Origin of the sequence: Xanthomonas arboricola, from assembly GCF_003353015.1 — a bacterium.
GTDB lineage: Bacteria > Pseudomonadota > Gammaproteobacteria > Xanthomonadales > Xanthomonadaceae > Xanthomonas > Xanthomonas arboricola_E.
The window spans coordinates 440,382-465,671 of record NZ_QREM01000008.1 but is presented as its reverse complement, the minus strand read 5'-3'; the positions used below and the strand labels follow the sequence as shown (position 1 = coordinate 465,671).

Annotated in this window: 24 protein-coding genes and 1 tRNA gene; 16 read left to right on the top strand and 9 right to left on the bottom strand. The window is 66.7% G+C overall.

What is annotated here, in order from left to right; translation table 11 throughout:
• Positions 1-37: 37 nt before the first annotated feature.
• From C0541_RS09980 to C0541_RS09965, 4 genes are all read right to left on the bottom strand, one after another.
• The gene (locus C0541_RS09980) at positions 38-379 is read right to left on the bottom strand and encodes a hypothetical protein (protein ID WP_115047996.1); all 342 of its coding nucleotides are present in this window, start codon (positions 377-379) and stop codon (positions 38-40) included.
• A gap of 589 nt (positions 380-968) precedes the next feature.
• The gene (locus tag C0541_RS09975) at positions 969-1,709 is read right to left on the bottom strand and encodes a hypothetical protein (protein WP_065466149.1); all 741 of its coding nucleotides are present in this window, start codon (positions 1,707-1,709) and stop codon (positions 969-971) included.
• 181 nt (positions 1,710-1,890) lie between these two features.
• Entirely contained in the window at positions 1,891-3,399 is a 1,509-nt protein-coding gene (locus C0541_RS20885) for a site-specific integrase (protein WP_161959993.1), read from the bottom strand.
• An 85-nt stretch (positions 3,400-3,484) separates the two neighbouring features.
• Positions 3,485-3,577: transfer RNA gene (locus C0541_RS09965), tRNA-Ser, on the bottom strand.
• Positions 3,578-3,812: 235 nt separating this feature from the next.
• On the opposite strand from C0541_RS09965, the gene dnaX reads away from it, so the two are divergent.
• The 4 genes from dnaX (at position 3,813) to C0541_RS09945 (ending at position 7,346) form a co-directional block, all read left to right on the top strand.
• Complete coding sequence (dnaX, locus tag C0541_RS09960; RefSeq protein WP_115047994.1) at positions 3,813-5,867, top strand: DNA polymerase III subunit gamma/tau; 2,055 nt, start codon at positions 3,813-3,815, stop codon at positions 5,865-5,867.
• A gap of 6 nt (positions 5,868-5,873) precedes the next feature.
• A complete protein-coding gene (locus tag C0541_RS09955) occupies positions 5,874-6,194 on the top strand; it encodes a YbaB/EbfC family nucleoid-associated protein (protein ID WP_005913896.1) in 321 nt (106 codons plus the stop codon).
• A 101-nt stretch (positions 6,195-6,295) separates the two neighbouring features.
• Positions 6,296-6,889, top strand: a complete 594-nt coding sequence (gene recR / locus C0541_RS09950; RefSeq protein ID WP_047130396.1) for a recombination mediator RecR — start codon at positions 6,296-6,298, stop codon at positions 6,887-6,889.
• 106 nt (positions 6,890-6,995) lie between these two features.
• Positions 6,996-7,346 (top strand): histidine triad nucleotide-binding protein, encoded by a 351-nt coding sequence (locus C0541_RS09945; RefSeq protein WP_115047992.1) that lies wholly within the window; start codon positions 6,996-6,998, stop codon positions 7,344-7,346.
• Between the two features lie 107 nt (positions 7,347-7,453).
• Here C0541_RS09945 and C0541_RS09940 read toward each other — a convergent pair whose 3' ends face one another.
• From C0541_RS09940 to C0541_RS09925, 4 genes are read right to left on the bottom strand one after another with little or no spacing between them, the layout of a single operon-like run.
• Positions 7,454-7,987 (bottom strand): Slp family lipoprotein, encoded by a 534-nt coding sequence (locus C0541_RS09940; protein WP_115047990.1) that lies wholly within the window; start codon positions 7,985-7,987, stop codon positions 7,454-7,456.
• Positions 7,984-9,936 (bottom strand): transglutaminaseTgpA domain-containing protein, encoded by a 1,953-nt coding sequence (locus C0541_RS09935; protein ID WP_115047988.1) that lies wholly within the window; start codon positions 9,934-9,936, stop codon positions 7,984-7,986. The genes C0541_RS09940 and C0541_RS09935 overlap by 4 nt, the downstream gene beginning before the upstream one ends.
• Positions 9,929-10,885, bottom strand: coding sequence for a DUF58 domain-containing protein (locus C0541_RS09930; RefSeq protein ID WP_115047986.1), 957 nt, complete (start codon positions 10,883-10,885; stop codon positions 9,929-9,931). Before C0541_RS09930 ends, C0541_RS09935 begins: the two co-directional genes overlap by 8 nt.
• 5 nt (positions 10,886-10,890) lie before the next feature.
• On the bottom strand, positions 10,891-11,844 hold the full coding sequence (locus C0541_RS09925) for an AAA family ATPase (protein ID WP_115047984.1): 954 nt from the start codon (positions 11,842-11,844) through the stop codon (positions 10,891-10,893).
• Positions 11,845-11,880: 36 nt separating this feature from the next.
• Between C0541_RS09925 and C0541_RS09920 the strand changes: the two genes are divergently transcribed.
• The 3 genes from C0541_RS09920 to C0541_RS09910 are packed head-to-tail and all read left to right on the top strand — an operon-like array spanning position 11,881 to position 16,558.
• Positions 11,881-13,722, top strand: a complete 1,842-nt coding sequence (locus C0541_RS09920) for a glycosyltransferase family 39 protein (protein WP_161959992.1) — start codon at positions 11,881-11,883, stop codon at positions 13,720-13,722.
• 8 nt (positions 13,723-13,730) lie between these two features.
• Positions 13,731-14,726: a glycosyltransferase family 2 protein gene (locus C0541_RS09915; protein WP_161959991.1), complete on the top strand. Its 996-nt coding sequence runs from the start codon at positions 13,731-13,733 to the stop codon at positions 14,724-14,726.
• Positions 14,726-16,558: a hypothetical protein gene (locus tag C0541_RS09910; protein ID WP_115047980.1), complete on the top strand. Its 1,833-nt coding sequence runs from the start codon at positions 14,726-14,728 to the stop codon at positions 16,556-16,558. The genes C0541_RS09915 and C0541_RS09910 overlap by 1 nt, the downstream gene beginning before the upstream one ends.
• Before the next feature lie 106 nt (positions 16,559-16,664).
• On the opposite strand, the gene C0541_RS09905 is transcribed toward C0541_RS09910, so the two are convergent.
• The gene (locus C0541_RS09905; protein ID WP_115047978.1) at positions 16,665-17,240 is read right to left on the bottom strand and encodes a Maf family protein; all 576 of its coding nucleotides are present in this window, start codon (positions 17,238-17,240) and stop codon (positions 16,665-16,667) included.
• A 108-nt stretch (positions 17,241-17,348) separates the two neighbouring features.
• Here C0541_RS09905 and C0541_RS09900 point away from each other — a divergent pair, with 108 nt between their 5' ends.
• From C0541_RS09900 to C0541_RS09860, 9 genes are all read left to right on the top strand, one after another.
• Positions 17,349-17,858 carry a YceD family protein gene (locus C0541_RS09900; protein ID WP_047130404.1) on the top strand — a complete coding sequence of 170 codons (510 nt, stop codon included), beginning with the start codon at positions 17,349-17,351 and terminating at the stop codon, positions 17,856-17,858.
• 97 nt (positions 17,859-17,955) lie between these two features.
• Positions 17,956-18,150, top strand: coding sequence for a 50S ribosomal protein L32 (gene rpmF / locus C0541_RS09895; RefSeq protein ID WP_003483870.1), 195 nt, complete (start codon positions 17,956-17,958; stop codon positions 18,148-18,150).
• A gap of 90 nt (positions 18,151-18,240) precedes the next feature.
• Positions 18,241-19,218, top strand: coding sequence for a beta-ketoacyl-ACP synthase III (locus tag C0541_RS09890; protein WP_115047976.1), 978 nt, complete (start codon positions 18,241-18,243; stop codon positions 19,216-19,218).
• Between the two features lie 60 nt (positions 19,219-19,278).
• Positions 19,279-20,061, top strand: coding sequence for a serine/threonine protein phosphatase (locus C0541_RS09885; RefSeq protein ID WP_115047974.1), 783 nt, complete (start codon positions 19,279-19,281; stop codon positions 20,059-20,061).
• 104 nt (positions 20,062-20,165) lie between these two features.
• Entirely contained in the window at positions 20,166-21,110 is a 945-nt protein-coding gene (gene fabD, locus C0541_RS09880; protein ID WP_115047973.1) for an ACP S-malonyltransferase, read from the top strand.
• A gap of 82 nt (positions 21,111-21,192) precedes the next feature.
• Entirely contained in the window at positions 21,193-21,936 is a 744-nt protein-coding gene (gene fabG, locus C0541_RS09875) for a 3-oxoacyl-ACP reductase FabG (RefSeq protein WP_115047972.1), read from the top strand.
• A 156-nt stretch (positions 21,937-22,092) separates the two neighbouring features.
• Positions 22,093-22,332, top strand: a complete 240-nt coding sequence (acpP, locus tag C0541_RS09870; RefSeq protein ID WP_002814322.1) for an acyl carrier protein — start codon at positions 22,093-22,095, stop codon at positions 22,330-22,332.
• Between the two features lie 141 nt (positions 22,333-22,473).
• Positions 22,474-23,709 (top strand): beta-ketoacyl-ACP synthase II, encoded by a 1,236-nt coding sequence (gene fabF / locus C0541_RS09865; protein WP_115047970.1) that lies wholly within the window; start codon positions 22,474-22,476, stop codon positions 23,707-23,709.
• A 175-nt stretch (positions 23,710-23,884) separates the two neighbouring features.
• Complete coding sequence (locus C0541_RS09860; RefSeq protein ID WP_115047967.1) at positions 23,885-25,240, top strand: aminodeoxychorismate synthase component I; 1,356 nt, start codon at positions 23,885-23,887, stop codon at positions 25,238-25,240.
• The last annotated feature ends 50 nt before the right edge of the window (positions 25,241-25,290 follow it).

Here is a 25,290-nt window from a genome sequence, read left to right as displayed (position 1 = left end):
CGCAATGCGGGGCTCAATCTTTGCTGCGCCTTGCGAATCAGTGCAGTGTCGGGCGCTTTTTATTGCGCACTGGATCCAGCTGTGTGTCTTTGGGCGTCCGGCCTACGCGCCATTCGTCTATCGATGGGAGCTCCCGAACGATGACGGCCTCCCGCGTGCGCACGGCCTGGGATGGCTGGGGAGGGGCATGCTCCAAGGATTGGGCGGCGGCGCTCCCACCTGGCGGCTTCTTCTGGCTGTAGACAATCAGTTCGCCGGCGGACGCCCAGGCATTGCAAACATTCCGTTGGCGCACCAGCGGCTCGTCAGAGAGCGTTTGACTCATCAGCCCGGCGAGCAAGTGGCCGGCAATTTCGAGTTGTTGGGGATGGGTGGTCATGAAAACTCCTGCGTGTGGGGAAGTCCTTATCCAACCAAGAATCGCCATTTGCGCAAGAGCTCGCTTCGAGCCTTGCTTCACAAAATTGAATACGGGCAAAAATTCGATAGCTGCTATGTCATTTGACGACTAGAGGTGTTGCGAATTCGACCTGGCTTCTCGTCTTTAGCGCAGGGGGGCAGGCACGCAACTTAGGCAGAGCAAGGGAAGCAGTTCAGCCGGGTCGGTGAGCTCCGGTTTGTTCGCGATACCAACCAGCCGCCGGCCTCCTCCCGTTGCGTGGTCAGCAGGGTCATGGCTTCGACCAAGAATCTTGGATGCCGTTTGGGCAGTGGAATGGGGCTTTTGTTTTGCTCGGCGCGTCTCCAGGCTCGGGCTTCCTCGTAAGCCGAATTCGGCTCCGTAAGTTACCCCTCAAAAGAACCCAGAGGTGCCTTTCAAGGGCGCCCCTTCTTCATCCCTGGTGGCACGCTATCGAACACATGGATTGGTTCCCTTGTTGGTGGCCGGACAATCTGGGTCTGCTGCGTAGCCGGTCGCTGCTGAGGTGCTGGCTTCGGCGGCGGCGGTTGGCTGGGAGGCTTATTGCTCATAGATCATCAAGTCCAAAATCGTGATCCTTCTGCGGAAATTTCTCATTGATGACCATCGGGTCTCGGACTGGTGGGCGTTTGATGTCCTTGGCTGTCGTAGATGGCAACGATGCAGGGCTATTGGCGGGCTTCTCAGGTTTGCTGGGGGTAATCACTTTCTTAGCGTCCTTTAGCGATTTTGGTGCGACGTCATCCGCCGGCTTTGTTGGGGAAAGGCTGAAAAATACTCCAGCGAGCATGAGGGAGCCAACGCTGGCGATAAGGAATCTGTGCCCAAGCGCGATCCACTCGGCCTTCTTCTTATTTTGGATTGAGTTATTCGACGCGGATTTCGCGTAGGTCTGGTCAAGATGGTAGTAGAACTCGCGCCGCGCCTCCTGTTCGGCTCTTGATTTTGTGATGCCAAGCCCCCGCCACTTCTCCCTATACTCATGCTCGAAATGCTCACGGTCGCCCAGCCATTCAAGCATGTCCGGGGCATGGGAGTATTTGTAACGGACTAGGGACTTGGCAAGGCAGAACAGATTGCAGAGCAGCAGCACTGCCGTTACAGCCAGGGCAATAGAAAGGCCGAGCTTGGACGCTGGATGTTCGATGTCTACCGACCTTGCCATCGTAAGGGCACCGCCAGCCACAACAGTTAGGATGCCTACGGGAAGCGAAAGGCTATTATTCAGGGCGTCTCGACGCTGCAGCTCCCAGAGGTGGTGATCTTTGAACGTCGTGTCCCGGTCCATTGGTTTAGTCCTGCGAACCCGAAGCCAGCTCGAGCTCGGATAGTCTCTAAGTTGGCCTGAGTTTATACGACCATGCGGCTGATATATGCGCCCATGAGAAGGGTGCGCCCCATGATCTTCGGGTTGACGATATTGCAGTCCAGAAGAATGGCCACACGTGCCTCGTGCGGAGCAATGCTCATCAACCAGCCTTTCGTTGCTTTGAGGAGCTGGACTGCGGGGCCATCAGAGCGCGAAGGGCCGATATATTTAGCCCATAAGCAAGCACGGCTAGCCCCGGCGACACACCCCGGAGTCCGTCCAGCTTCTCCTTGGGGGTAAAGGCTCGGCTGTAGGTCACGTGGTGCTCGTCGTCCAACTCGTGGCCGACTAACTGAGCCCGGAGCTCGGACACCACGCCCGCGCCCTGCAGCTCTTGGATCAGGGTTTTGCGGAGCGAGTGGAAGCCGCGCTTGGCCGTGGGCCAGTTCTTGCCCACCTCGGTCAGGTGCCGGCTGAAGGCTTTGGAGATCCAGTTCCCCTGGCCGTTCTTGGCATCGGCTTTGGCCGCCGGGAACAAGCGCTCCTGACCTTGGTCTCGCGCCTGCTGGACCCAGTCCAGGAAACCAAGGGCCAGCAGGTCGGGATGGATAGGCACCGTCCTCAAGCTCACGTCCGTCTTTACCTTCTGATGCTCTCCCTCATCTGAAATCTGGATGCAAGGGATACCGCCGTCCTCCACCACATCGGCGGTCAGGAGTTGGCCGACCTCCGAAGCACGGGCGCCGGTATACAGACCAATGAGGGAGGCCCATCGCGCGGACAGGGGCAGGGGCTCAAAGGCCGCAGGCGCAAACAAGGCCTGGACCTGGTGGGCGTCGTAAGCCTTGAAGCCAAACTTCCGCCTGGCTCGCTTCTCCCTGGTGGAGTAGCTCACGTGCCCGGACGCAGGGTTGTCGCCCCGAGGGTAGTGGCCGGAGGCTTGGGCCCATTCGAAGAACCCGCCCTTGCCGCCGATGTAGGACTGCTTGTTGGTGAGCGTGGGTGTAGAGGCTCCCTTCTCTCGCATGTCCTGATACCAACGCGCCAGGTCTGAGCGGGTGATCGTGTGTAGCTTGGTCTTCTCGCCCAGGAAGCTGGTCAACAGCTCGATGGCGGTCCGCTTGATGGTCCAGGTCTTGGGCAAGGTGCTGCCCTTGAGGCTGTTCAGCCAGGCGTCTCGGGCCTTCCCGAGCGTGATTGATTCGATGGCGGGCTTCGTCGTCCGCCGTGGCGTCGGGAGGGGCGGCACGTGCTGATGAATCAGCTCCCCCAAGGCGCTGGGCTGAGGCGCCGTGAGCGCCATGAGTTGCTGGTAAAGCGTGACGTCCTCTGGGCTGTCGATCTGCCATTGCTCGGTGATCGACCCATCCGCCGAGCGCGTCCGATTCAGCGTCAACTCCTGTGGGCGTTCGGTGCCGGTCAGGCGCGCCAGAAGCGCGTCCAAGTCGTCGTCTTGGCTTTGCATGCGTCGGTCCCTCAACACAGTGAAGACCTGAGCATACCGGGCAGCAAGGGTCAGCGCGCGCAGTCGGGCCTCCCGCATGTCGTAAGTGTGGAGGGTGCGTTTGAAGGTTTGGCGACCCACGACGGGCTGCAAATCGACAGGCACACGCTGTCGATACGACCAGAGGCCGGAGGGGGCTCGAACGAGATGATGAGGAATGCGCATGGGCGTCGTGTGTTCCGACTTGCGCAGCTGTAGCCAGTTTTTACGCTAACAAAAAACCCCTGATTTCTCAGGGGTTTGCGTATTCTGGCGGAGAGAGGGGGATTCGAACCCCCGAAGCGCGGTTTAGACGCTTACACACTTTCCAGGCGTGCTCCTTCAACCACTCGGACACCTCTCCGTACCTGCCGTGCGACCGGGTCGTCGGCAGGAGCGGGATTCTAGCCGTCGCGGGCGCCATTAACAAGGTAAGTGATCCGTCAGGACAGGATGGCGTTGCCAATGTGGCTGCCTGGCCGGTCTTCAACGGCTCCACGGCGGCCCGCCGGTCGTGGAGACGGTGGGCACGACGGCCGCTGAACGATCCACTTGACGCGCCGTGGCACAATATCGGTTCAGAGGAAGCTGGTTGCCCGATGTCTTATCTCGTTCTTGCCCGCAAGTGGCGCCCGAAGCGTTTTGCCGAACTCGTAGGCCAGGAACACGTGGTCCGCGCGCTCAGTAACGCGCTCGACAGTGGGCGGGTGCACCACGCGTTCTTGTTCACCGGCACCCGCGGCGTGGGCAAGACCACGATTGCGCGCATTTTCGCCAAGTCGCTGAACTGCGAGACCGGCACCAGTGCCGATCCGTGCGGCCAGTGCCCGGCCTGCCTGGATATCGACGCCGGCCGCTATATCGACCTGCTGGAAATCGACGCCGCGTCCAACACCGGCGTGGACGATGTGCGCGAGGTGATCGAGAACGCGCAGTACATGCCCTCGCGCGGCAAGTTCAAGGTCTATCTGATCGACGAAGTGCACATGCTCTCCAAGGCGGCGTTCAATGCGCTGCTGAAGACGCTGGAAGAGCCGCCGGAGCACGTGAAGTTCCTGCTGGCCACCACCGATCCGCAGAAGCTGCCGGTGACCGTGCTGTCGCGCTGCCTGCAGTTCAACCTCAAGCGGCTGGACGAGGACCAGATCCAGGGCCAGATGACCCGGATCCTGGCCGCCGAGCAGATCGAATCGGATCCGTCGGCGATCGTGCAGCTGTCCAAGGCCGCCGACGGCTCGCTGCGCGATGGCCTGTCGCTGCTCGACCAGGCCATCGCCTATGCCGGCGGCGCACTGCGCGAGGACGTGGTGCGCACCATGCTCGGCACGGTCGATCGCACCCAGGTCGGGGCGATGCTGCAGTCGCTGGCCGATGGCGACGGCGCGCGGCTGATGCAGGTGGTTGCGGCGCTGGCCGAATTCTCGCCCGACTGGAGCGGCGTGCTGGAGGCGCTGGCCGAGGCCTTGCACCGCATCCAGGTGCAGCAGTTGGTGCCGTCGGTGGCCTTTGTCGGCGATGGCATCGATCCGACCGCCTATGCCGCGCAGCTGCGCCCGGAAGTGGTACAGCTGTGGTACCAGATGGCGCTCAACGGCCGTCGCGATCTGTACCTGGCGCCGAGTCCGCGCGCCGGGTTCGAGATGGCGGTGCTGCGCATGCTGGCGTTCCGTCCCGCTTCCGCGGTGCCGGCTGGCGGCGCTGACGACGGGCGCGGTGCGAATGCCGGTGGCGGTGTACGTCCGGTGCCGGCTGGTGGGCAGGTTGCCGCATCGCAGGCCCCATCTGCGGCGGTTGCGTCCGCTGCGGTGACCAGGCAGGTCGACGCGGGTGACGTCACTCCCGCCCCCGTCGCGGCAGAAGCGGTTCGCCCGGCAACGCCATCGCCCGCAGCCGCCGTGGTTGCTGCAGCGCCTGCACCGGTTGTCGTGCTTCCTGCACCGACGGCGTCTTCGGATGCATCTGCGTCAGCGGCCTCGACGCGCAACGACGACACGCCGCCCTGGGCGATGGACGATGCGCCGGTGCGCGCCAACACCGCACCCGTCGCTGCGGCGACGCCCGTGCAGGCGCCGGAGGCGGCAATGTCGCCGCCCGCAGCAGCCGATGCGGCATTGCCTGCGGTGGTCGCCCCAGAAGCTGCCGTGGCGGTTCCAGCCGCCGCCGTGGCGCCTGCACCCGCTGCACCCGTGGCGATGCCATCTGCGGCCGTACCTTCCGTACCGGCGCCGGCAACCGATTCGTCGGTCGTGCTCGACGACGGCCGCATCGCCGACGCCGAGCAGTGGCTGGAGCTGGTCACCCGCAGTGGCCTGAACGGCCCCTCGCGACAGCTCGCTGCCAATGCCGCCTTCATCGGCCATCGCGACGGCGTGCTGCGTCTGGCGCTGGCGCCGGGCTTCGAATACCTCAATTCCGAACGTTCCATCGCCAACCTTGCGCAGGCACTCGCGCCCGAGTTGGGAAACACGCCACGCATCGTCATCGAAACCGGCAATGCCGATGTCGAGACCCTGCACGAGCGGGCCAATCGCCAGAAAGGCGAGCGCCAGAGCGCGGCCGAAACAGCCTTCATGAACGACCCGAATGTGCAGCAGCTGATCCAGCAGCAAGGCGCGCGGGTCGTCCCCGATTCCATCCGCCCTTACGACGAGTAACGACACATGCGTGGGAACATTGCCCAATTGATGCAGCAGGCGCAGAAGATGCAGGAAAACCTGCAGCGCGCCCAGGAAGAACTGGCCAAGCTGGAAGTCACCGGCACCGCCGGCGGCGGCATGGTCAGCGTGACCCTGACCGGCGCCAAGGAGTGCCGCAAGGTCCGTATCGACCCGAGCATCCTCTCCGACCAGGAAATGGCCGAGGACCTGATCGCCGCCGCCTTCAACGATGCTTCCAACAAGATCGACGCCGAGTCCAAGGACCGCATGGGCTCGGCCACCGCCGGCATGCAGCTGCCGCCGGGCATGAAGTTGCCGTTCTGAGCGAGGGGATTCGGGAGTCGGGATTCGGGATTGGCTAGAAGCGGGATCTTGCTTCTGCATGTGCCAATCCCGAATCTCCAATTCCCAATCCCGGCCATCCAATGTCCTCTCTCCTCGAACAACTGATCGAGGCCTTCCGGGTGTTGCCGGGTGTGGGCCAGAAATCGGCGCAGCGCATGGCCTACCACGTGCTCGAACGCGAGCGCGAGGGTGGGCGCCGTCTGGCTGCCGCGTTGGCCAATGCGGTGGAGAAGGTCGGCCATTGCGTGCAATGCCGCGACTTCACCGAGTCGGAGATCTGCGCGATCTGTGCCAGCAGCAGTCGCGACCGGCAGCAGCTGTGCGTGGTGGAATCGCCGGCCGATCGCCTGGCGATCGAACACGCCACCGGCTACCGCGGGCTGTACTTCATCCTGCAGGGCCGGCTGTCGCCGCTGGACGGCATCGGCCCGCGCGAGCTGGGGCTGGACCGGCTCGGCGAGCGTCTGGCCGCCGGTGAAGTCACCGAAATGATCATCGCCACCAATGCCACCGTGGAAGGCGAGGCGACCGCGCATTACCTGGCGCAGCTGGCCCGCCAGCATGCGGTGCGCCCGAGCCGGCTCGCGCAGGGCATGCCGCTGGGCGGCGAGCTGGAGTACGTGGATCGCGGCACCTTGTCGCATGCCTTTGGTACCCGCAGTGAGGTGCTTTGAGCGCCGTGATTGGGGAGTCGGGATTGGGGATTGGTAAGAGCGAAAAGCGGAGGCATGCGCGGTAAGCTCTTGCCAATCCCCACTGACCAATCCCCAATCCCCTCCCATGTCCGACACCATCTTCGGCAAGATCATTCGTCGCGAAATCCCGGCCAGCATCGTCTATGAAGACGACGAGGTGCTGGGCTTTCAGGACATCGCACCGCAGGCGCCGGTGCATGTGCTGTTCATTCCCAAGCAGCACGCCATTCCCACGCTGGACGATGTGCCGCCCGAGCAGGCGTTGCTGGTGGGCAAGCTCGCACTTGCCGCAGCGTCGTACGCCCGCGCGCAGGGACTGGCGCAGGACGGCTATCGCATCGTGATGAACTGTCGCGAGCATGCCGGCCAGACCGTGTTCCATATCCACCTGCATCTGCTGGCCGGCGCGCCGCTGGGACGTTTCGGCACGCCCTGACCTCATTGCGCGTGCGGGCACGTCAGCGCCTGTTCGTGCAGCGGTCGCATACAAAGGCGCCGCTCCCTGGGAGCGGCGTCTTTGCGTGTCACTGACTCAGCAGCCGGTCACCACCAGCCGCGGCCCCAGCCCCAGCCACCGCCCCAGCGCGGACCCCACGGGTCGCCCCACGGGCCGTACGGGTAGGCCGGCACCACGTCCACTTCGCGCACGACCGGCCACAGGTAGACCACGTCGGCATTGACCTTGGGCAGCTTGTAGTCGTACTCGCCGATCTTGGTGGTTTCGTAGCCTTCGATCTTGCCGATGAAGGTCACTTCGCGGCCCGGCTCGAACACGGCCGGGTCGTAGAAGCCCGAGCGGCAGGCCAGGAAGCGGCCATCGCTGGCGTCCACGGCGTTACGGTCCGGACGGCCGCTGGCATTGAGCGGGCGCGAGATCAGCTCGAAGCAGGTCTGGCCCTGGCTCGGCGTGGTCTGAATGATCTTGCCGCCCCAGCGCACCGAGGTGCCGACCTGGGCGCTGGCGGTGGAATCGCTCGGGCTGACCGTGGGGAACTGCCCCTGCAGCGGCTTGGGCGCGGTGGCGCAGGCGGCGAGCCCGAGCACGGCGACAATGGGAAGGAGAAAGCGGGTACTCATGAGGAAGCTCCGGTTCGCGGGCGATGCTGCTGCAGATCTTTGAGGAGTGAGGCGCTGTCCGAATCAGCGCCAGCGTAGCGCGCGGCAGCGAAACGTTGGCTGAGTGCCAACAATGCCGGATCCGGGTGTGAACGGGTGACACGCTGCGCCCAGGCGAGGGCCGGTTCGTGCGGTTCGCGGGCCAGGCCGAGCTTGCCGTAGCGGCGGCCCAGGCGATGCCAGGCGCGCAGCAGCGGGTCGCGCTCACGCTCGCCGCGCGCCAGCAGCCAGCCCATCCAGGCAAGTGCGCTGGCCGCGAAGATGCCGAAGATGGCGGCCAGTTGCGAGGTGTCCAGGCGATCGATGCCGAACGGCTGCAACAGCCGCTGCTGGCGCTCGGCATCGAAGGACAGCACCAGGTCGTTCCAGCCGCGGCGCAGCAGGTCGCTGACCTGGCCGAGGCTGGCCCACATGCCGAGCTGGGCGAAATTGTTGCCGCCGCCGACCTGCACGCGGTCTTCCAGCGTGTCGTAGATGCGTTCCGGTGCCACCGCGGCGGTGGGGTCCACCCGCACCCAGCCGCGCCCGGCCAGCCAGACCTCGGCCCAGGCATGCGCATCCATGCGCCGCACCACCCAGTAATTGCCGAAGCCGTTGTAGGCGCCGCCGGCATAGCCGGTGACCACGCGCGCCGGGATGCCGGCCGCGCGCATCAGCACCACGAACGAAGAGCTGAAGTGCTCGCAGAAACCGGCCTTCTGCTGGAACAGGAATTCATCCACGCTGTTGCGGCCGAGCAGCGGGGTGTCCAGGGTGTAGGCGAACTCGCGGGTGATCCACTGCAGCGCGCGCTGCACCACGGCATCGTCGTTGCTGCCGGCCTCGCTGCGCCATTGCCGTGCCAGCGTGAGCGTGCGTGGATTGAAACCGGGCGGCAGCGCGAGTGCGCGCTTGCGCAACTGGTCGGGCAGGTCGGCGTCGAAGCGGGCCGGTGGCGCCGACTGCAGCTCCCAGCGGGTCAGTGCACTCAAGGGCCGCTGGGCGAACAGTTCGTAGTCGGGCGACAGATCGGCATTGGCCACTGCTTGCGTGGGCAGGTCCAGCGACACCAGCTGGCGACGGTCGGTGGGCTCGTAATCCAGGCGATAGCGGTAGCTCCGCGGCCCGGCGGTGACCGTGGCGGGTTGGCCGCGGCCGGTCCAGCGTGCGCGCTGCCAGGTCCGGCCGTCGAAGTCCCACATCACCGGCCCGCGCCAGTAGCGTTGTTGCGGCGGTGGCGCCGTGCCGGTGAACTGCACACGCAGCGCCGGGCTGTCGTCGGCCATCAGGTCGATCCATTCACCCGGCGCCATGCTGTCCGACAGGCCGGGCCGCGACAGCGCGCGCTCGGGCACGCCCCACAGCGGGGAGCTCAGGCGCGGCAGCAGCCAGAACGTGGCCAGCGCCAGCGGCACGCCGATGGCGACCAGCTTGCCGATGCCGCGCAACTGCATCCGCAGCGCAGGCGTGGCGGTGCGGTGTTCCTCGTCGGCCAGCCGCTGCATGCTCAGCAGCGCGCTCATCACCGCCAGCAGCGCCAGCCCCATCGTCGCCGGCCCCTGGTCGAGCAGAAACGCCGCAAACGGGGCGAACAACGCAAAGCCGAGCAGGCTGCGCGCATCGCGCAAGGTGCGCAGCTCGGAGGCCTTGATCGCCAGCATCGACGCCAGCACCGCGCAGCCGGTGTCGCGGCCGAAGCGCATGCCGATCTGCCAATACACCGCGCCCAGCATCGCCACCACCAGCAATAGCCGTACCGGTGCCATCACGGTGTTGCGCCAGCTCAGCACGCCGACCATCACGGCGGCCACGGCAATGGTGCCGGCGAGCAGTCCCGGCAACTGCAGCAGCAGCGGCGCCAGTGCCAGCCAGCTGGTGACCAGTACCCAGCCGCGGCTGGCCTGGGTGATCGGGACGGACGGCTCAGTCATGGGGAAGCAGGGCCAGGGCGCGCAGACACAGGTGATGGTGCGCCGGACCGTGCCCAGGCCCCAGCGCTGGCTGGCCGGGCAGCAGTAGCCGGTAGCGCCGGCCGTCGCGCTCGGCCAGGTTGACCCAGCGCGCCAGCCGCGCAATGCGGCGCTCGTACGGCAGCGCGTTGAGCGTGCGCCAGTCCAGCGTGACTTCGATGCCCAGGGGTTGCTCGTACTCGCGCACCAGCAGGCTGTCGCGACGCGCCGAGTGCTTCCAGGAGATCGTACGTGGCGCGTCGCCGGCGCGATACGGGCGCAGCTGGTGCAATTCCTCGCCTTGTGGGTGCAGGCGGGTCTGGTTGGGCGAACCGGCGCCCTCGGGCAATGCCGGGCCCTGTTCCTCGGGCCTGGGATAGGCCAGCAGCGGCGTTTCCGGCCAGACCCACGACCAGGCGCGCACCAGCCCCAGTGGCTGGGTGCTGGACAGGCGGATGCGTTCGAGGTCCTGCCAGCCGCGCCGCTCGGTGGGCACCGACAGGTCGACCTCGGCCATGTCGTGCGCCAGCAACGCGCAGTAGCCGCTGCTGTCCCGATGATCCAGGCGCAGCCCGCGCCGTGCGCGGGTGTCGCGACGTGCCAGCGACACCCGCATGCGCAATGGCTCGCCGGCGACCACCGGTTCGGCCGACACCGCCTCGATGCGCAGCGCCGACAGCTGCAGGTGCGCCATGATGCTGCTGGCAATCCCGGCGGTGGCCAGCAACAGGGCCAGCAGCAGGGCCGGGTTGTTGTTGTAGTTCAATGCGCCCAGCAGCATCGCCAGCAGCAAGGCGGTGACGAACAGCCCGAAGCGCGTCGGCAGCACGTAGATGCGCCGCCGGTCCAGCACGATCGGCAAGGCCTCCGCGCCGCGCGGACGCGCCAGCAGGCTGAGGCGGCGGCCGATGCCGCGCACGTGCGCACGCACCGGGATCAGTCCACCGGCACGCTGTGCAGCAGCGCCTTGGCCAGCGCCGGCCCGGACGAGGATTCGGCTTCCGGCACCAGCCGGTGGCCGGCCACGGCCACGAACAGCGCCTGCACGTCTTCCGGCAGCACGTGCTCGCGCCCGAGCAGCAGCGCATAGGCCTTGGCCGCACGCAGCAGCGCGATGCCGGCACGCGGCGACAGCCCCACGCGCACCCCGGCATGCTGGCGGCTGCGCAGCAGCAAGGCCTGCACATAGCCGATCAGCGCGTCGCTGGTATGGATCTGTCCCACCACCGTACGCAGCGCCACCACGTCGGTGTCGCTGAGTTGCGGCGCCGCCTGGGCGATCAGTTCGCGCCGGTCCACGCCCGACAGCAGCGCACGCTCGGCATCGGCGCTGGGATAGCCCAGGCTGAGCCGCAGCAGGAAGCGATCCAGTTGCGAATCCGGCAGCGGGAAGGTGCCGGACAGGTCCACCGGATTCTGCGTGGCGATCACGAAGAACGGCTCCGGCAATGCATGGGTGACGCCATCGAGGGTGACCTGCTGTTCGGCCATGGCCTCCAGCAGCGAGCTTTGCGTGCGTGGCGGGGCGCGATTGATCTCGTCGGCCAGCAGCACGTTGGTGAACACCGGGCCCGGATGGAACTGGAACTGGCGCGAGGCGGCGTCGTACACCGACACGCCCAGCACGTCTGCCGGCAGCAGGTCGGAGGTGAACTGCACGCGCTGGAAGCCCAGCCCCAGGCTGGAGGCCATGGCGTGGGCGAGGGTGGTCTTGCCCAGGCCGGGCAGGTCTTCGATCAGCAGATGTCCGCCGGACAGCAGTGCCACGAACGCCAGGCGCACTTCCTGCGCCTTGCCCAGCAGCAGCGAATTGACCTGGTCTTGTGCACGCCGCAGCGATTGGCGCAGCGCATCGGTTAGCATTTCCGTGGAACGCAGCGGTATCGACATCACAATTCCGTAGGTGGAAGAAGAGTGCACAGGGCAATGCAAGGGGACCAACGCGCACATCGCACCTTCGTGATCCTGTGGACACTGGCGACGGCCGTCAAGCTGTTGATCGCCGCGCGGCTGCCGCTGTTCGTCGACGAGGCGTTCTACTGGCAGGAAGGCCAGCATCTGGCCGCCGCGTATTCGGATCTGCCGGGCATGACCGCCTGGCTGGCGCGGCTGGGCGTGGAACTGGGCGGGCATCACCTGCTGGCCCTGCGGCTGCCGTTTCTGGCCATCGCCGCGCTGATTCCGTGGTTGATCGCGCATATCGCCACGCGCTGGTTCGGCTCCACGCTGGGCTGGCAGGCCGGCAGCCTGACCTTGCTGATGCCGCTGTCGGCCACGCTGGGCATCCTGGCGGTGCCGGATGTGCCAATGGCGCTGGCGGCGGTGCTGTGCATGGATGCCGGCGCGCGGCTGCTGCGCGAGGTCGATGCCACCAGTGCGCTCGAGCTCGCCATCGGCCTGGTGATCGGTGCGCTCAGTCACTACCGTTTTGCCGGGGTGATCGGGGTGGGCTGCATCGCGCTGCTGTGCATCCCGCAGGGGCGCGTGGTCATGCGCGACCCGCGCATCTGGATGGCGCTGACGCTGGGTGCGGTGAGCTGGCTGCCGCTGCTGTTCTGGAACACCGAGCACGACGAGGCCGGGCTGCGTTTCCAGCTGGTCGACCGGCATCCGTGGCGTTTCCAGGTCACCGGGCTGTGGTTCCTGCTGATACAGGCGGTGCTGGTGACCCCGCCGCTGGCCTGGGCGATGCTCAAGGTCGGCCTGGCCGGCACGCGTGCCGGTGGCGGTTCGCGGGCGCAATGGCGTTATTTCGGCCTGCTGGGCGGGATTTCGACGGTGGCGATCTTCGTGCTCGGCTTCTTCAGCGATGCCGAGCGGATCAGTTTCCACTGGCCGCTGCCGGGCTACCTGGCCTTGCTGGTCGCGGTGCCGGTGATCCTGATGCGTTGGCCGCATGCGCTGCGTCGCGCGGTGTGGGTGATCGCGCTGCTCGGCACCCTGGGGGCGTATGGCTATTACCTGGCGGTGTCGGTGCCGTCGGTTCGCGCGCATGCGGCCGGTGAAAAATACTATCCGCGCAACTTTGCCGGATGGCAGGATCTGGCGCGTGCGGTCAAGGCCCGGCTGGCGCAAATGCCGCCGGGCACGCGCGTGCTGGCGGAAAATTTCAAGGTCGGTGCCGAGCTGGGCTTCCAGTTGCACGATGCCAATGTCGAGGTACTGCGTGCGGAGTTGAACGACAAGCACGGGCGCAGCGCGCAGCTGCAGCAGTGGGGGCTGCTCAGCGATGGCACGCGCAATGGGCCGCGGCTGCTGGTGCTCTCGCCCAGCGATCAGCGTTATCGCGACCTGCTGAAGCGCTATCACGCCATCTGCGACATGGTCGGGCCGCTGCCGCCGCCCAGCGTGGTGTCCACCGATCACGGCTACCAGCGCTTCCTGCTGTTCGCGTTGCCGGCGCAACGCCGGCCTGGGCCATGCATCGCGCCGGCGATGGCCTGGATCGATACGCCGCTGCCGGACGTGCAGGTGTCCGGGCAGGTGCAGGTGCGTGGCTGGGCGTTCAAGGACGGCGTCGGCCTGTCGAATGTGGAGCTGCTGCTGGACGGGCGTCCGGTTGCGCAGGCCGAGTACGGCACGCTGCTGGATGTGCGCCCGTACTGGAAGATCTCCACCGACCCGCAGCATCCCAATGTCGGTTTCAGCGCCACCTTCGACACGCATGCGCTGTCGCCGGGCACGCACTGGCTGGGACTGCGCCTGCACGGCCACGACGGCAGCGTCGAGGACTGGTGGGAACAGCCCATCACCGTTTCCACACCCTAGATCACGCAATGACCGATGCCATGACTGTTGTTCCTCCCGTGCCTGTGCCCGGGATCCGAATCGCCGTGCTGGTGCCCTGCCATAACGAGGCGGCGACGGTCGCCGCGGTGGTCGGCGCGTTTGCCGCGGCCTTGCCGGGCGCGGCGATCCATGTGCTGGACAACAATTCCAGCGATGCCACCGCGACAGTCGCGGCGGCGGCGGGCGCGCAGGTGAGTCGCGTGGCCTTGCAGGGCAAGGGCAACGTGGTGCGGCGGGGCTTTGCGGATGTGGAGGCCGACATCTATGTGCTGGTCGATGGCGATGCGACGTACGATGCGGCTGCCGCACCGGTGCTGGTGCGCAAGCTGATCGACGAGCGGCTGGACATGGTGGTCGGGGCGCGCCGCGATCAGCAGCAGGCCGCGTACCGGCCCGGTCATCGCGTCGGCAACGTGTTGCTGACGCGTTGCGCGGGGCTGCTGTTCGGTCGCAGTTTCGACGACATGCTGTCCGGCTATCGCGTGTTCTCCCGGCGCTACGTCAAATCCTTCGCTGCGCATGCGCACGGATTCGAAACCGAAACCGAACTGGCCGTGCACGCATTGCAGTTGCGCATGCCGGTGGCCGAGGTCGAAACCGCCTACGGCGTGCGCCCGGAAGGCTCGCAAAGCAAGTTGAACACCTGGCGCGACGGCTGGCGCATCCTCACCACCATCGCCAAGCTGTTCAAGGCCGAGCGGCCGTTGTTGTTCTTCTCCATCGGCTTTGTGCTTAGCGCCACGTTGTCGATCGTGCTGGCGATTCCGTTGTTCGAAACCTACTTCCAGACCGGGCTGGTGCCGCGGTTTCCCACCGCGATCCTGTGCGTGGCGCTGATGCTGCTGGGTTTCCTGCTGCCGGCGTGCGGGTTGATCCTGGATACGGTCACGCGCGGGCGCGTCGAGGCCAAGCATCTGGCGTATCTGGCCGAGCCGGGCGTCGCCACTGTTGTCGCGTCGCGCGCGCGCGGAGCTGCGCGCTGATGGCATCCATCGCGACCTCGGCGTCGGTCGGCCGGCGACAGCGGCTAGTGCACTGGGCCGATCGCCATTTCGGCTTTCATTCGCCACGCCAGATCGCCGCGACGGTGGGTGTGGTGGTGTTGCTGGGGGCGCTGCTGTCGCTTGCTCTGGGGCAGGACGCCAACTGGGACCTGCGCAATTACCACCTCTATATCGGCGATGCCTGGACGCACGATCGGCTGGGCGTGGATCTGGCGCCGGCGCAGATGCAGAGTTACTTCAGCCCATTGCTCGATGGCGTGCATGCCTGGCTGATGCTGCAGCTTCCCGGGCCGGTGGCCGGGCTGCTGCTGGGTGCCTTGCACGCGGCGGTAGTCGTTCCGTTGGCGGCAGTGGCATGGCGGGTACTGGCCGGGCAGTCGCGGCGCGCCCAGTGGGCGCCGCTGCTTGCAGTGGCCGGCATGTGCAGCGCGGTGTTTCTGTCCGAACTTGGCGGCACCATGGGCGATACCGCCAGCGCGATCCCGCTGCTGGCAGCGTTGGCGCTGGTCCTGTCGACGCAAGCACGGGCGCGGCAGGGTGCGCACGCCGTGCCGCGATGGGCCATCGCCGGCGCACTGCTCGGTCTGGCCGTGTCGCTCAAGCTCACCAATGCGCTCTACGCGCTGGCCCTGGTGCCGGCGGTCCTGTGCGATGGTGGGCGGATGCGCTCGCGTGTGCTGGGTTTGGGTGTGCTGTCCGGCGTTGCGGCGCTGGTGTTGCTGCTGATCGCCGGGCCCTGGTATTGGCAGGTCTGGCAGCACCTGGGCAATCCGTTGTTTCCGCAGTTCAACGGCGTCTTCAAATCGCCGCTGGCGCAGCCGGTCTCGATCGCCGATGTACGTTGGTTGCCGCGCAGCCTGGGCGAGCAGCTGATCTGGCCGCTGCTGTTTACCTTCAAGCCGCAACGCATTGGCGATCTCGGTCTGGTGCAGGCGGGTTGGGCCGTGCTGTATGCGGTGGCGTTGGTCGCTGCAGGGCGCCGGTTGCTGCGCCGACCGGTGCGGCAAGCCGGGCTGGATCGTTCGGCCCTGGTCCTGCTGGTGTTCTTCGGCGTCGCCTATACGCTGTGGCAGGCCATTTTCAGTATCCATCGCTACCTGGTGGTGCTGGAGCTGCTTGCGCCGTTGGTGCTCTGGATCGTGTGCCGGCACGTATTCGCCGTACGCGCCGATCGCAAGGCGGCCTGGTTGATCGGGCTGTGCGCCCTGGTCGCGGTGGTCGGGTGGAAGGATTGGGGGCACGAAGCCTGGGCCCGCGACAGCTTCCAGGTGCAGCAGCCGGTGATGGATGAACCTGCTGCTTCTACCGTGTTGCTGGTCGGCGACGAGCCGCAATCCTGGCGGGTGCCGCTGCTTCCGCGGCAGGCGCGCTATATCGGTGTAGCGACGAATATCGCCGAGACCGACCAGTACCGGCAGCGCGTGCGCACGCTGATTGCCGAGCGGCCGCAGCTCTACGCCATGCTGGGCGCGGCGCGCGACAAGCAGCAGCTGCGGATCGACCGGATGAATCGCTGGGCGCAGCAGCTGGGATGGAGCGTGCAGCCACAATGCACGCGCCTGCGCTGGTTGATCGCGCGCGGCCTGCGTGCCGAGCTGGATGCATCGCAGCCGGGTCGCTGCGTGCTCACTGTTGCCAGGGGCAGGGCGCTGGACATTGCCGACGCAGACCGCGCCGTGCGCGAGGCCGCGCAGCAGCGCCTGGCCGCGTACGGGCTGACGCTGGATCCGGCCCGTTGCCGCACGCTGTCTTCGCATGTGGGGCAGGCCGCCTATCCATATCAGTTCTGCACGCTGGCTCGGCCCGATTAGGGCCGCGTGCAGCCCGAATTCGCCTGCATGGATGCCGGGATTGGGGATTTTTGTGGTGCCTGATCTCTGCGTGGGCGGCCTTTTACGCTTGGCCGCACTGCACCTCTTACGGGATCTGCAACCCTGCCTGCCGCAGCAGCCGTGCCAGCGCGATCAGTGGCAGGCCGACCAGGGCGGTGGGGTCCTGCGAGCGAATGGCGTCGAATAGGCTGATGCCGAAGCCCTCGCACTTGAAGCTGCCGGCGCAATCCAGTGCGGGCTCGGCGGCCAGGTAGCGATCAATTTCGGCGCGCGTCAGCGGGCGCACCTGCACCTCGGTCAGATCCAGCGCGTGCGTGGTGCGGCCAGGGCCGACCAGGCTCACTGCCGTATGGAAGCGCACCACGCGCCCGGACATCGCCGTCAGCTGCGCATGCGCCCGCTCCAGCGTGCCCGGTTTGCCCAGGGCCTGGCCCTCCAGGTCGGCGACCTGGTCCGAACCAATCACCCAGGCGTCGGGCGCCTGCGCGGCCACCGCCGCCGCCTTTTCCGCGGCCAGCCGACTGGCCAGCGCGTCCGGGGCCTCCCCGGGGTGCGCCTGCTCGTCGACCTCCGGCCGGGCGGTGGTGAAGTCCAGTCGCAGCCGGCCAAGCAGCTCGCGCCGATAGACCGAGGTGGAGGCAAGAATCAGGCGTGGCATCATGGGGCGCTGCGTCGGACGGGTAGGGGAGTCTGCCAGCCTTGGCGCCGCCAGGTGCGTGAATAGGGGCATTTGACAGGGCGTCGGCGGATCTTTAACATTCTGCGGCTTATGTCCGCGAACGTACCCGAAATGCTGGATGCTTGGCGGATGGTCGCAGCGCGCAGGCGCTTCGATGGCCGCATCCCGCTCTCTGCGATGACCCGCCTGCAAGGCAGCCTGGTCGATACCGAGGGCGAGTGTGTCTACTCGCTCCAGTTCGATCAGGACAGCCTGTTGAAGGTCGCCTACGTCGAGCTCAGTGTCGATGTCGAGCTTCCGCTGGCCTGCCAGCGCAGCCTGCAGCGTTTCCTGTATCCGGTGCAAATCAGGCAGCGTCTTGGTTTGATCCGTGACGAAGCCGACGAAGCGGCGTTGCCGGCCGAGTACGAGGCCTTGCTGGTGCCGGAAGATGGCATGCTGCGGGCCGCAGACCTGGTCGAGGACGAGCTGGTTCTGTCGATCCCGGTGGTGCCGATGGCGCCGGGCAGCGAGGCCGTCGAGGCCGAGTGGGTTCCGACCCAGGAAGAGCAAGACAAGGCCAGTCCGTTTGCGGCGCTGGCAGCGTTCAAAAAACAGTAACCGCCGCTGTGAAGGGCGGAAAGACAGGTCGGCGCGGGCGTGAAGCGTCCAGTTCGACTCGACAGACAAGTTATCGAACTTAAGTTGGAGCAATCCCATGGCTGTGCAGAAATCCCGAGTTACCCCGTCGCGTCGCGGCCAGCGTCGTTCGCACGATGCCCTGACCGCCAAGCAGCTGTCGACCGATCCGACCAGCGGCGAGATCCATCTGCGCCACCACATCACTGCTGACGGTTACTACCGCGGCAAGAAGGTGATTGCGACCAAGTCGTCGGCCGTCCAAGAAGATTGATTCGTGGCACCCGGTGCGTTCGACGCCGCCGGGTGACCCTCGCTTCTTCCGGAGCCGCCGACCACCGCGGCTCTTGCAACAGGGAACAGTATGAGCAAGCGGATCTATTCCAGAATCGCGGGCACGGGTAGCTATTTGCCCGAAAAGGTGTTGACCAACGACGACATGTCCAAGATCGTCGACACCAGCGATGAATGGATCTTCTCGCGCACTGGTATCCGTGAGCGTCACATCGTCGCCGACGACCAGACCACCAGCGACCTGGCGTATTTCGCCTCGCTGAAGGCGATGGAAGCGGCCGGCGTCACCGCCGACGAGATCGACTTGATCGTTGTCGGCACCACCACCCCGGACCTGATTTTCCCGTCCACTGCCTGCCTGCTGCAGGCGCGGCTGGGCAATGTCGGCTGCGGCGCCTTCGACGTCAACGCGGCGTGCTCTGGCTTTGTCTATGCGCTCAGCGTGGCCGACAAGTTCGTGCGCAGTGGCGACGCCAAGACCGTGCTGGTGGTGGGCGCAGAAACCCTGACCCGCATCGTCGACTGGACCGATCGCACCACCTGCGTGCTGTTCGGCGACGGCGCTGGCGCGGTCGTGCTCAAGGCCGACGAAGAAACCGGCATCCTCAGCACCCATCTGCATGCCGACGGCAGCAAGAAGGAGCTGCTGTGGGATCCGGTTGGCGTCTCGGTGGGCTTTGGCGAAGGCAAGAACGGCGGCGGCGCGTTGCTGATGAAGGGCAACGACGTGTTCAAGTACGCAGTCAAGGCGCTGGATTCGGTGGTCGACGAGGCCCTGGCGGCCAATGGCTACGACAAGCACGACCTGGACTGGCTGATCCCGCATCAGGCCAACCTGCGCATCATCGAGGCCACCGCCAGGCGGCTGGATCTGCCGATGGAGCAGGTGGTCGTCACCGTGGACCGCCACGGCAATACCTCCTCGGCCTCGGTGCCGCTGGCGCTGGACGAAGCGGTGCGCTCCGGCCGCGTGCAGCGTGGTCAATTGCTGCTGCTGGAAGCATTCGGCGGCGGATTTACCTGGGGCTCGGCGCTGCTGCGCTACTGAGTCCGGCAGGCAGTGCCGCGTCCGTCGGTGCTGCCTGGCAGCATCAGGGACGGGCCCGTCATGGCAGACCCCATCGTCATCGCCGGACAGCGCGTCTGGCTGAAGCAGTACCGCCGCCACAACCGCGCGGTCTCGCTTGGAGTACTCAACTTCGTCGCCTGCCGCTGGGGCCTGGACGCCTTGCGTCCACCGCCGCATCGTGGCGGCGATGCCGCGCGCGATCTGGAAGCGCGCCGGCTCGGCGAACTGCAGGCGCAAGCGGTCAATGTGCCGCGCGTGGTCGGTTGCGGGCAGGCGGCCCTGCTGCTCAGCGACAACGGTCGCTCCTTTGCCAGCTGCCTGCGCGAGGCCGACGCGCCCGGGCGCGACCGCCTGATCGCGCTGGCAGTGGCCGCCATTGCCGCTGCCCACCGCGATGGTGCGTATTTCGGCCAGCCGCTGCCGCGCAACATGACCTTCGACGGGCAGGCGGTCGGCTTCATCGATTTCGAGGAAGACCCGCTGGAAGTGATGGACCTGGCGCAGGCCCAGGCGCGCGACTGGCTGGTGTTCGGCTACGGCGTAGCCAGGTACTACCGCGGCCGCCGCGCGGTGCTGCAGCGGTTGATGACGGGCGCCTTCGATGCGGCCGGCCCGGCGGTGGCGGCGCATGCGCATGCGGTGACCGGGCGCCTGCAGCGGTTTGCGCAGCTCACCGGCCGCCTGGGCCGCCCTGCCGCGGCGCTGGCGCGCGCCATCCTGGCCATCCGCGCGGCAACCTCGCTCGGCGTCGTGCTGGTGCTGGTGATGTGCGTGGACTGGCTCGCCGATGGCGACATGGATCTGCTCGATGTCTTGCTGTAAGTGTGCCGGCGGTCGCGCTGGCCAGGCCTTGCATACGCGGCAGTACAGACGCCGGGACGATTTCGCACGTATCATCCCGGCTCGATTTTTGTAGGCAGCAACGCGTGACCGAATCCACTCTCGCCTTCGTGTTTCCCGGCCAGGGCTCGCAGTCCCTAGGCATGCTGGCCGAACTGTCCGAACTGCACCCGCAGATCCGCGAAACCTTCGCCGAAGCCTCCGAGGGCGCCGGCGTCGACCTGTGGGCCCTGTCCCAGGGCGGCCCGGAAGAGATGCTCAACCGCACCGAATACACCCAGCCGGCCCTGCTGGCTGCGGGCGTGGCGGTGTGGCGGTTGTGGAATGCGCAGCGCGGGCAGCGCCCGGCGGTGCTGGCCGGGCACAGCCTGGGCGAATACACCGCGCTGGTCGCTGCCGGCGCGCTGTCGCTGCACGACGGCGCGCACCTGGTGCGGCTGCGTGGTCAGTTCATGCAGGCCGCCGCGCCGGCCGGTGTCGGTGCGATGGCGGCGGTGCTGGGTGCCGAGGATGCGCTGGTGCTGGAGGTCTGTGCCGAGGCGGCCGGCAGCCAGGTGGTGGTGCCGGCCAATTTCAATTCGCCCGGCCAGATCGTGATCGGCGGCGATGCGGCGGCGGTGGACCGCGCGCTGGCCTTGCTGGCCGAGCGCGGCGTGCGCAAGGCAGTCAAGCTGGCGGTGAGCGTGCCCTCGCACACGCCGTTGATGCGCGATGCGGCCAACCAGCTCGCCGAAGCAATGGCCGGCCTGAGCTGGCACGCCCCGCAGATTCCGGTGGTGCAGAACGTCGATGCACGGGTGCACACCGGCAGCGAGGCGATTCGCCAGGCGCTGGCCGAGCAGCTGTACCTGCCGGTGCAATGGACCGGCTGCGTGCAGGCATTGGCCGCCCAGGGCATCACCCGGATCGCCGAATGCGGCCCCGGCAAGGTGCTGAGCGGGCTGATCAAGCGTATCGACAAGCGCCTGGACGCCCGTGCGCTGGCCACGCCTGCCGATTATGCCGGCGCGATCGAGGCGTGGACGCACTGATTCGACGCACCTGCCGGCCCTGCCGGCAGCCCTCACCGTTCGCGGCTGCGGTCGCGACCTCCCCACTCGAGGAACAGCATTCATGAGCAAGCCCCTGCAGGGCGAGATCGCCCTCGTCACCGGCGCCAGTCGCGGGATCGGCGCGGCCATCGCCGTCACGCTGGCCGCCCAGGGCGCCACCGTGATCGGCACCGCGACCTCTGCCTCCGGCGCTGCGGCGATCGGCGAGCGCCTGGCCGCCCAGGGCGGCCACGGCCGTGAGCTCGATGTCACCGACGCGGCGGCGGTCGACGGCCTGATCGATGCGATCGGCAAGGAATTCGGCCCGATCTCGATCCTGGTCAACAACGCCGGCATCACCCGCGACAACCTGTTGATGCGGATGAAGGACGACGACTGGCAGGCGATCATCGACACCAATCTGACCAGCGTGTTCCGCACCTCCAAGGCGGTGATGCGCGGCATGATGAAGGCGCGCAAGGGCCGCATCGTCAACATCGCCTCGGTGGTGGGCGTGACCGGCAATCCCGGCCAGACCAACTACGCCGCGGCCAAGGCCGGCATCATTGCGTTCTCCAAGTCGCTGGCCAAGGAGATCGGCTCGCGCGGGGTCACCGTGAATGTGGTGGCACCCGGCTTCATCGATACCGACATGACCAAGGCGCTGCCGGACGAGGCCAGGGCCGCCTTGCTGCAGCAGATCGCGCTGGGCCACCTGGGCCAGCCGGACGACATCGCCAACGCGGTGGCGTTCCTGGCCGGCCCGAGTGCCGGTTACATCACCGGTGAGACCCTGCACGTCAACGGCGGCATGTACATGCCGTGAGCGTGCGGCGCCGGGAGGCGCTAAGTGGCTGATCGGCCGGGAATTGTGATGCAATGCAAGGCTCGGTCGCTTCCACTACACTATCCAACGCGGCCATCGCAGCGGCGATGGCGTTTTTTTCGTACCACCACTACTCCATCTGGAGCGATATCCCCAATGAGCACCATCGAAGAACGCGTCAAGAAAATCGTCGTCGAACAACTCGGCGTCAAGGAAGAGGAAGTCACCACCAGCGCATCGTTCGTCGATGACCTGGGTGCCGACTCGCTGGACACCGTCGAGCTGGTGATGGCGCTGGAAGAAGAGTTCGAGTGCGAGATCCCTGACGAAGAGGCTGAGAAGATCACCTCGGTCCAGCAGGCGATCGACTACGTCAAGGCTCACGTCAAGAGCTGATGCGTTGTTCCTGGCTGCGGCGGCGTGCGTCAAGCCGTTGCTGCGTCAGACATTCCATGGGGCCGCTGATGCGGCCCTGTGTTTTTCGAGCGTCATCCGCAAACCGCAAGCACCGTCCGTTCCGTGGTGAGGAGATCTGCAATGAGTCGTCGTGTTGTCGTTACCGGCATGGGCATGGTGTCGCCGCTGGGCAATGATCTGGCCACCAGCTGGGATGGAATCATCCACGGGCGCTCAGGCATCGGCCCGATCACGCAGATCGATGCCTCGCAGTTCACCACCAAGATCGCCGGCGAGATCAAGAATTTCGATCCCACGCTTTTTGTGTCCGCCAAGGACGTCAAGAAGATGGATTCGTTCATCCATTACGGTGTCGGCGCCTCGTTCATGGCGCTGGACGATTCCGGCCTGGAAATCGACGAAAGCAATGCCGAACGCGTTGGCGCCATTCTCGGCTCCGGCATCGGCGGGCTGCTCGGTATCGAAGAGCAGACCATCAAATTCCACGAGGGCGGTGCGCGCAAGATTTCGCCGTTCTATGTGCCCAGCACCATCATCAACATGCTGCCGGGCCAGGTGAGCCTGATCAAGGGCCTCAAGGGCCCGACCTTCTCGGCGGTGTCGGCCTGCGCCACCTCCAACCATTCGATCGGCACCGCGATGCGCATGATCCAGCACGGCGACGCCGACGTGATGCTGGCCGGCGGCGCCGAGCGCGGCTCCTCGCCGAGCTCGGTCGGCGGCTTCTGTGCAATGAAGGCGATGTCCACCCGCAACGACGACCCCACCGCTGCATCGCGTCCCTGGGACAAGCAGCGCGACGGCTTCGTGCTGGGCGACGGTGCCGGCGTGCTGGTGCTGGAAGAGTACGAACACGCCAAGGCGCGTGGCGCGCGCATCTATGCCGAACTGGTCGGCTTCGGCGCCAGCTCCGATGCCTTCCACATGACCGCGCCCAGCGAGGACGGCGAGGGCGCGGCGCGCAGCATGGTCGCGGCCATGCGCGATGCCAGGCTCAACCCCGAACAGATCGGTTATCTCAACGCGCACGGCACCTCCACGCCGCTGGGCGATCTGGCCGAAACCCTGGCAATGAAGCGCGCGCTGGGCGAGCACGCCTACAAGACCATGGTCAGCTCGACCAAGTCGATGACCGGCCATCTGCTCGGCGCGGCCGGCGGCGTGGAAGCGATCTTCTCGGTGATGGCGCTGCACACCGGCATCATCCCGCCGACCATCAATCTGGAAGAGCCCGGCGAAGGCTGCGACCTGGACTACGTGCCGAACGTGGCACGCGAAGTGCAGGTGGACGCGGTGATGTCCAACGGCTTCGGCTTCGGCGGCACCAACGGCACGCTGGTGTTCAAGCGCGTCTGAGCCGGCGCGTCTGCGCTGTCGCGCGGCGCATCATGCAACAGTCCCTGGCCGCCGCATGCGCTGCGTGCGTGCGGCCAGTGGACGGTGTCGGTTCGACATATCCCTGATCCAGTCATTGCGCGCGCCGCCTTTCTCAGGGGTGGCGCGCTTTCGTATCCCACGCCACCCCGGACCGATGACGCTCACCCGATCACTGCACGCGGACATCGACCTGCTGGCGCTGCACCGGCTGGCGCCGCAGCGCTATCCGGCGCTGCTGGAATCCACCGCCTCCGGCACCGAGCACGGGCGCTGGGACGTGCTGTTGCTGGCAGACGGCGCCAGCCTACGGCTGGATCCGGACGGGCGCACGCGCGATGGCGATGGGCGGGTGATCGACAGCAATTTCCTGGACGCGCTGGACGCCGCCTGGCACGCAGAACGGGTGCCGCGCGATGCGAGCAGCGCATGGCCGTTTCGTGGCGGTTGGGCGGTGTTGCTGGATTACGAACTGGCCGCGCAGGTCGAACCAATCCTGCAGCTGCCTGTGCGCACCGACCGCCTGCCGAGCGCGCTGGCCCTGCGTGCGCCGGCGGCGGTGTTGCGTGACCGCGTGGAAGGGCGCTGCATCGCGCTGGCCGAGCCGGGCCGCGCCGATCTGCTGGCCCGCATCGTCGAGGACATTGCCGCCTGCGCCGAGTTGCCGCCGTTGCCTGCGTGGGCCGGGCCGGTGGCTGTCGAAGAAGATCCGCCGGAGCGTTTCACCGCTGCCGTGGAGCGCGTGCTCGATTATCTGCGCGCCGGCGATGTGTTCCAGGCCAATATCTCGCGCGCCTGGCACGCGGCGTTTGCCGCGGCGGTCGATCCGGCGGCGCTGCATGCGCGCCTGCGCGCGGCCAATCCCGCTCCGTTTGCCGGTCTGTTCGTCGCGGCAGGACGCGCGGTGGTGAGTTCCTCGCCGGAGCGGCTGGTGTCGGTGCAGGGCGATGTGGTGCAGACGCGCCCGATCGCCGGCACCCGCGCGCGCTTTGCCGGCGACGACGATGCCGCACGCATCCGCGAACTGGTCGGCCATCCGAAGGAGCGCGCCGAGCACGTCATGCTGATCGACCTGGAACGCAACGACCTGGGACGCATCTGCGCACCGGGCACGGTGGTGGTGGACGAGCTGATGGGCGTGGAAAGCTACGCGCATGTGCACCATATCGTCAGTAATGTACGTGGCCGTCTGCGCGACGAGGTCACCCCGGGCGAGGTGATCGCCGCGGTCTTTCCCGGCGGCACCATCACCGGTTGCCCGAAGGTGCGCTGCATGCAGATCATCGCCGAGCTGGAGCAGACCGCGCGGGGCGCCTACACCGGCGCGTTCGGCTGGCTCAATCGCGACGGCGACATGGACCTGAACATCCTGATCCGCACCGCCGAGGTGGCCGGCAACCAGGTCTGCTTCCGCACCGGGGCCGGCATCGTGGTGGACTCGGACCCGCAACGTGAGCTGGACGAAACTCGCGCCAAGGCGCGTGGCGTGCTGCGCGCGATCGAGCGGACATGAGCGCTTCAACGGGACATCACCGGTGCGCGGTATCCTGCGCGGCGATGGAG

What these genes read in the sequence shown, in the direction of transcription:
- C0541_RS09980 (WP_115047996.1), bottom strand. Translation starts at nt 379, where the DNA reads ATGACCACCCATCCCCAACAACTCGAAATTGCCGGCCACTTGCTCGCC.
- acpP (WP_002814322.1), top strand. Translation starts at nt 22,093, where the DNA reads ATGAGCACCATCGAAGAACGCGTCAAGAAAATCGTCGTCGAACAACTC.
- dnaX (WP_115047994.1), top strand. Translation starts at nt 3,813, where the DNA reads ATGTCTTATCTCGTTCTTGCCCGCAAGTGGCGCCCGAAGCGTTTTGCC.
- C0541_RS09940 (WP_115047990.1), bottom strand. Translation starts at nt 7,987, where the DNA reads ATGAGTACCCGCTTTCTCCTTCCCATTGTCGCCGTGCTCGGGCTCGCC.
- C0541_RS09905 (WP_115047978.1), bottom strand. Translation starts at nt 17,240, where the DNA reads ATGATGCCACGCCTGATTCTTGCCTCCACCTCGGTCTATCGGCGCGAG.
- recR (WP_047130396.1), top strand. Translation starts at nt 6,296, where the DNA reads ATGTCCTCTCTCCTCGAACAACTGATCGAGGCCTTCCGGGTGTTGCCG.
- C0541_RS09935 (WP_115047988.1), bottom strand. Translation starts at nt 9,936, where the DNA reads ATGACTGAGCCGTCCGTCCCGATCACCCAGGCCAGCCGCGGCTGGGTA.
- C0541_RS09860 (WP_115047967.1), top strand. Translation starts at nt 23,885, where the DNA reads ATGACGCTCACCCGATCACTGCACGCGGACATCGACCTGCTGGCGCTG.
- C0541_RS09975 (WP_065466149.1), bottom strand. Translation starts at nt 1,709, where the DNA reads ATGGACCGGGACACGACGTTCAAAGATCACCACCTCTGGGAGCTGCAG.
- C0541_RS09945 (WP_115047992.1), top strand. Translation starts at nt 6,996, where the DNA reads ATGTCCGACACCATCTTCGGCAAGATCATTCGTCGCGAAATCCCGGCC.
- rpmF (WP_003483870.1), top strand. Translation starts at nt 17,956, where the DNA reads ATGGCTGTGCAGAAATCCCGAGTTACCCCGTCGCGTCGCGGCCAGCGT.
- C0541_RS09890 (WP_115047976.1), top strand. Translation starts at nt 18,241, where the DNA reads ATGAGCAAGCGGATCTATTCCAGAATCGCGGGCACGGGTAGCTATTTG.
- C0541_RS09885 (WP_115047974.1), top strand. Translation starts at nt 19,279, where the DNA reads ATGGCAGACCCCATCGTCATCGCCGGACAGCGCGTCTGGCTGAAGCAG.
- C0541_RS09900 (WP_047130404.1), top strand. Translation starts at nt 17,349, where the DNA reads ATGTCCGCGAACGTACCCGAAATGCTGGATGCTTGGCGGATGGTCGCA.
- C0541_RS09915 (WP_161959991.1), top strand. Translation starts at nt 13,731, where the DNA reads ATGACCGATGCCATGACTGTTGTTCCTCCCGTGCCTGTGCCCGGGATC.
- C0541_RS09910 (WP_115047980.1), top strand. Translation starts at nt 14,726, where the DNA reads ATGGCATCCATCGCGACCTCGGCGTCGGTCGGCCGGCGACAGCGGCTA.
- C0541_RS20885 (WP_161959993.1), bottom strand. Translation starts at nt 3,399, where the DNA reads ATGCGCATTCCTCATCATCTCGTTCGAGCCCCCTCCGGCCTCTGGTCG.
- fabF (WP_115047970.1), top strand. Translation starts at nt 22,474, where the DNA reads ATGAGTCGTCGTGTTGTCGTTACCGGCATGGGCATGGTGTCGCCGCTG.
- C0541_RS09955 (WP_005913896.1), top strand. Translation starts at nt 5,874, where the DNA reads ATGCGTGGGAACATTGCCCAATTGATGCAGCAGGCGCAGAAGATGCAG.
- fabG (WP_115047972.1), top strand. Translation starts at nt 21,193, where the DNA reads ATGAGCAAGCCCCTGCAGGGCGAGATCGCCCTCGTCACCGGCGCCAGT.
- C0541_RS09920 (WP_161959992.1), top strand. Translation starts at nt 11,881, where the DNA reads ATGCAAGGGGACCAACGCGCACATCGCACCTTCGTGATCCTGTGGACA.
- C0541_RS09925 (WP_115047984.1), bottom strand. Translation starts at nt 11,844, where the DNA reads ATGTCGATACCGCTGCGTTCCACGGAAATGCTAACCGATGCGCTGCGC.